The sequence below is a fragment of the Thermoproteus sp. CP80 genome (assembly GCF_002077075.2).
Lineage (GTDB): Archaea > Thermoproteota > Thermoprotei > Thermoproteales > Thermoproteaceae > Thermoproteus.
This window is the reverse complement of sequence record NZ_LCWM02000051.1, coordinates 1-4,993: the sequence shown is the minus strand read 5'-3', so window position 1 is coordinate 4,993 and position 4,993 is coordinate 1. Positions and strand designations below refer to the sequence as shown.

Sequence of the window (4,993 nt, the reverse complement as noted above, 5' to 3'; positions counted from 1 at the left end):
GCCACGTGCCACCAAGCCGCTATGGGCACGAAGACCCCCGTGGCGCCGCCCACATACACCCTGACCGTAGGCTTGTGGATCCCGCCGGCGCCCTCGGCGAGGTACTCCCCCTTCATGTGGACGCCGTCGAAGGCGTCCGGCGCGCTGCCGATCACCACGCAGTCTATGTCCTTAAGCGTGAGGCCGGCCTCGTCGAGGGCCTGCTTGGCGGCGAGCCACGCCAGCTCCTGCGGAGTCTCGAGCATTCTACTCCTGAACAACGTCAGCCCGGCGCCGACCACGGCGACGCGGTGTTTGAAGTTGAGGTTGCGCCCCGTCATAGCCTCAACACCGTCACGGCGCTCGTCGTGGTGGGGACGCCCCTCCAGCTGTGCACGACGGCTACGTCGGCTCTGTCCACCTCGGCCTTTATCTCGCTCCTCATGACGCCCACCGCGTAGCTGAGCCTCGCCAGCCCGTGGACCTCCAACGGCACTCCCTCCGCCAGCGCCCCGCCGCTGAGATTCACCGGGAGCCTTCCGCCGGGGCAGAAGGCGCCGTCGGCCAGCAGATCCTTGGCGGCGCCCTTCGGGGCGAGCCTCAAGGCCTCTATATGCTGTAGCTCCTTGAAGCTGTATCTGTTGTCCACCTCGGCGAACCCCACCTCCTTGGCGGGATCGGCGATTTTGGCCTGCGCGTAGGCCCCGTCGGCCGCCTCCCTGGCGTGGACAGGGAAGGACCAGTCGTGGAGCTCCAGCGTGGATATCTCGGTGGACCACCAAGCTCCGTCGACCCAGACAGGCGCGTCCGTGTAGTCTCTGATAACTCTCTCGGAGGCCAGCACGACCACCACGGCGGCGTCGACGAACCTAGCTATATCGGCCTCCCTTAGGGGGTCCGCCACGACCGGGGTGGAGTTCCTCCGCCTGTCCAGGGACGCGTAGACGGCTCTGGGGTTCCTCAGGCCGGCTTCATGCGCCTTCTCCACGACGGCGTCCAGGTGGTCCTCGGAGACTCCGTACTTCGACATGTAGGATCTGGCCTCCAGGGCAGCTACGGCGTGCACGTTCTCGAGGCCCAGCGGCCTAACCGAAATGGGGTCGGTTGCGGTGAACATGACGTCGTTGAGCGTCGCTATGTCCGAGGGCTTTCCATGGGACTCGACGACCACCACGTCGAAGAGGCCGGACTTGATCATCATGCTGGCCTGCCCGACGCACTGAAGCCCGTCGCCGGCTACCGTGTAGACGGGCTTCATGGCCCCGCCGAGCTGATCCGGCGCGAACTCATCGGCTATGGATATCCCCTCCCAGAAGTCCTCCTGACAGGATATAAACGCATCGACGTCTCTCCGCGGGTCTAGGCCGCCGGCGTCCTCGTAGGCTCTCTGGGCCGCCTTGAACACCATCTCTCTGAACGAGTAGTCGACGATCTCGGGCTGGAAGCCGAACCAGCCCACGCCGGCTATCCCTACCCTCATGTATTTTCGTGATATATCCTTTATTTAACAATTGCAGTGCAGTTTGATTTAGACGATTATAAAGCCCTTTTTATCTCATCAATCGCATCTGGGTTTTCCAGAGCCGAGAGGTCGCCGGGGCTTCTGCCCAGATAGACCGCTCTGATCACCCTCCTCATTATCTTGGCGTTGCGGGTCTTGGGCAACATCCTCACGAACTTTATGTCCTCCACGGCCCCGAAGGCCTTGCCGAGCTCCCTCTCCGTCAGCTCTATGAGCTCGCGCCTCAACTGCTCGCTCGGCTCGTGGCCTGGCTTGAGGACTACAAAGCATATGGGGACCTCCCCCTTGACCTCATGGGGGACGCCGATGCACGCCGACTCGGCCACCGCTGGATGTGCGTTGAGCACCGTCTCTATCTCGGCGGGGCCAAGCCGCTTGCCGGCTACCTTGATTGTGTCGTCGGCCCTGCCCAGTATGTAGAAGAAGCCCTCTCCGTCCACAGCGGCGGCGTCTCCGTGGGCCCATACGCCGGGCCACTTGCTCCAGTAGGTCTCCAGATAGCGCTGGGGGTCGCGCCAGAACCCTCTGGTCATGCCGGGCCAGACGGAGAGCACTACCAGCTCCCCCTCCACGCCCGGAGGCGCCGGCCTGCCGTCCTCTGCGAAGACGGCGGCCTTGGTGCCTATGCTGGCCCCGTTGAAGGAGCTCGGCTTTATCTCCCTCACGACGTAGCAGCCCAATATGCCGCCCGAGACCTCCGTCCCCCCCGAGTAGTTGATGATGGGGATGCGCCCCCTGCCCATGTTGTGCAACCAAAGCCAGCTCTCCAGGTCGATCGGCTCGCCGGTGTTGCCGAAGGCCTTCAGCCCATCCAGCTGGCCCGGCTCTGCGACGGCGCCTAGACTTCGGAGATGCCTCGTGAGGGTGGCCGCCAGACCCAGCGCCTTGACTCCGAACCTCTCGACGAAGCGCCAGAGCCTGTCCTTGGGGAAGTCGGGGGCCCCCTCGAAGAAGGCCATGGAGCCCCTCAGCAGATATGCCGCGAACACCATCCACGGCCCCATCATCCAGCCCATGTCGGTCACCCAACTCAAGGTATCTCCCCTCCCAACATCGAAGTGGAAGTAGACGTCGGCGGCCGCCTTTATGGGGAATCCGTCGTGGGTGTGGACGGTGCCCTTGGGCTTGCCGGTGGTGCCCGAAGTATAAATTATCATTACGGGGTCCTCCGAGTCGCCCATCTCCACGCTATCGCCGCCGGTCCTGAAGACCTCCGAGAGCGGGGTGTAGCCGCTGGGCCTGCCCGACCGCTCCTGGACGACCACCTGCCTGACGGAGCCCGCGAGGCCGGCCCTGAGCTCCGACAACATGTCCACCTCCTTGCCGCGGCGGTAGGAGACGTCCGACGCGAAGACGAACTTGGCCTCGCTGTCCTCGAGCCTTACCCGTATGGCCTCCTTCCCGAAGCCGCTGAAGAGGGGCACTATCACGCCGCCGGCTCTTATGGCGCCGAGCATGACGGGCACTATCTCGGGGACCATGGGCATATAGATCGCCACGCGGTCCCCCCTCTCCAGGCCGTTGCGCCTCAGCCAGCTCGCCACGGCTCTAGCCCTATAGATGACCTCGGAGTAGCTCCACACGACCGCCGAGCCGTCCTCCCCCTCCCACTTCACCAGAGGCTCCGCCGAGTCCGCCAGCTGGTCGGCTATGTTGATGCGCCCGCCGACGAACCACCTAGGCCACTGGACGCCGCGCGACAGGTCCAAAACTCTTACATAGTCCTCATACCACCTCAAGTTCAGAACCTCTCTGTCGAAGGAGCGCCAAAATTCCTCCGGTCTGTCCTGCGTAAATGAAACGAATTCGGCGAGGGTCTTAAATCCATGGCTCGACATATATCTAGCTACATTTGATTCTTCTAGGTGTTCTCTTTCAGGTCTCCAAACCTGCATTAGCTAATATTTGAACTAATTATATAAATTTTCACATACTACGTTGCCCGACGGGGAAGGCGCCCGTCCCTCGGCCGGACCAACGGGCGGACCACCGGCGAGGGGGCCGGCAGAGCGGCGCGAGGCTACTCTATGCTTCTCCATGCATCCAGAAGGCTCTGCGGGCATCTGGTCGACCTCAGCCTCCCGCCGTCGTTCTCGACGCAGACGGCCACTATATAGCCCGAGGCCGACAGAACCCCCTCGGTCTCGTTGTAGACCTCGAAGCCGTACTTCACGGCCTTCTCCTTCAGCTCCAGAGGCCTCAGAACTACTCTGACCTCGTCGCCCCTTCTGAGAGGCGACTTGAAGACGGCATGCGCCTCGACCCTGGGCATGCGGCCGTGCGCGTCCAGCACACCCCTAGATCTGTAGAGCTCCTCCTCGGCGTGCTCCACCAACGAGAAGAACTCGGAAAAATGGACAATCCCCGCCGCGTCCGTTTGCGACCAATATATATGGAACCTCGCCTCGAAGGGCATTAAGGCGTTTCTTGCCCAGCTATTTCTTTCTTCATCTCCTCGAAGGCTCTCTTGACCTCCTCCACCGACGTCTCGTCCTCCAGCGTGGTCACATCCCCTATCTGACCGCCGACCGTTATGGCCCTCAACACGCGCCTCATTATCTTGCCGGAGCGGGTCTTGGGGAGCTTCGTGACGAAGTATATCTGGCCGGGCTCCGCTATGGGGCCCACCGTGTTGCGTATGTGCTGGCGGAGCTCCTTCCTCAGCTCGTCGGTCCCGGCGACGCCTTGCTTCAGCACGACGAACGCCATGGGCACCTCTCCCTTTATTGGGTCCGGTATGCCTATCACGGCGGCCTCCGCCACCGTCGGGTGGGATATGAGGGCCGACTCCAGCTCGTAGGTGCCCAGGCGGTGGCCGGCCACCTTTATCACCTCGTCAGCCCTCCCCAACACCCATATGTAGCCGTCCCTGTCCTTGATCGCGTAATCCCCGGCGTAGAACACGCCCGGGAACCTGCTCCAAAACGTCTTGACATACCGCTCGGGATCGCCGTATATTCCGTGCAACATGCCGGGCCAAGGCCTTCTGATGACGAGATATCCGCGGACGCCCGGCGGAGTCGGGTTGCCCTTCTCGTCTACGACGTCTATATCGTAGCCGGGCCTCGGCGGGCCGTTGGCGCCGGGCTTCATTGGAAGCAGGTAGAAGCCAGGGGCTATGTCGAGCGGCACCGCGCCCGTCTCCGTCATGCCCCACGTGGAGCCGACGAATATCTTCTCGTTGCCGAGAACTCTGTACATCCACCAGAAGGCCTCGGGGTTCTGGGGCTCGCCCACGGTGAATATAGCCCTCAGGGTCGACAGGTCGTGCTTCCTAGGCCACTCCTCGCCGTAGCGCATGAACATGCGCATCGCGGTCGGCGACGAGAAGAACACGTTGACGCCGTAGCGCTCTATTATGGCCCACCAGCGGTCCGGCTGCGGGAAGTCCGGCGCCCCCTCGTACATCACCTGGGTGAGGCCCATGGCGAACGGGCCGAAGGCCACGTACCAGGCGCCGGTGCCCCAGCCTATGTCGCCAGTACACCAGTA

The 4,993-nt window shown here is 62.9% G+C and carries 4 protein-coding genes and 1 pseudogene; all 5 read right to left on the bottom strand.

Annotation, left to right across the window (positions count from 1 at the left end; translation table 11 throughout):
* A pseudogene (locus B7L68_RS08100) lies at nt 1-320 on the bottom strand (thiolase domain-containing protein); the annotation flags it as partial.
* The gene (locus B7L68_RS08095; RefSeq protein WP_193432492.1) at nt 317-1,459 is read right to left on the bottom strand and encodes a thiolase domain-containing protein; all 1,143 of its coding nucleotides are present in this window, start codon (nt 1,457-1,459) and stop codon (nt 317-319) included. The gene B7L68_RS08095 and the pseudogene B7L68_RS08100, both read right to left, overlap by 4 nt.
* Nucleotides 1,460-1,515: 56 nt before the next feature.
* Nucleotides 1,516-3,396: an AMP-binding protein gene (locus B7L68_RS08090; protein WP_081247161.1), complete on the bottom strand. Its 1,881-nt coding sequence runs from the start codon at nt 3,394-3,396 to the stop codon at nt 1,516-1,518.
* Nucleotides 3,397-3,521: 125 nt separating this feature from the next.
* On the bottom strand, nt 3,522-3,917 hold the full coding sequence (locus B7L68_RS08085; protein WP_081247160.1) for a thioesterase family protein: 396 nt from the start codon (nt 3,915-3,917) through the stop codon (nt 3,522-3,524).
* On the bottom strand, nt 3,917-4,993 hold a 1,077-nt coding region (locus B7L68_RS08080; RefSeq protein ID WP_143615337.1), incomplete at its 5' end, for an AMP-binding protein. The genes B7L68_RS08085 and B7L68_RS08080, both read right to left, overlap by 1 nt.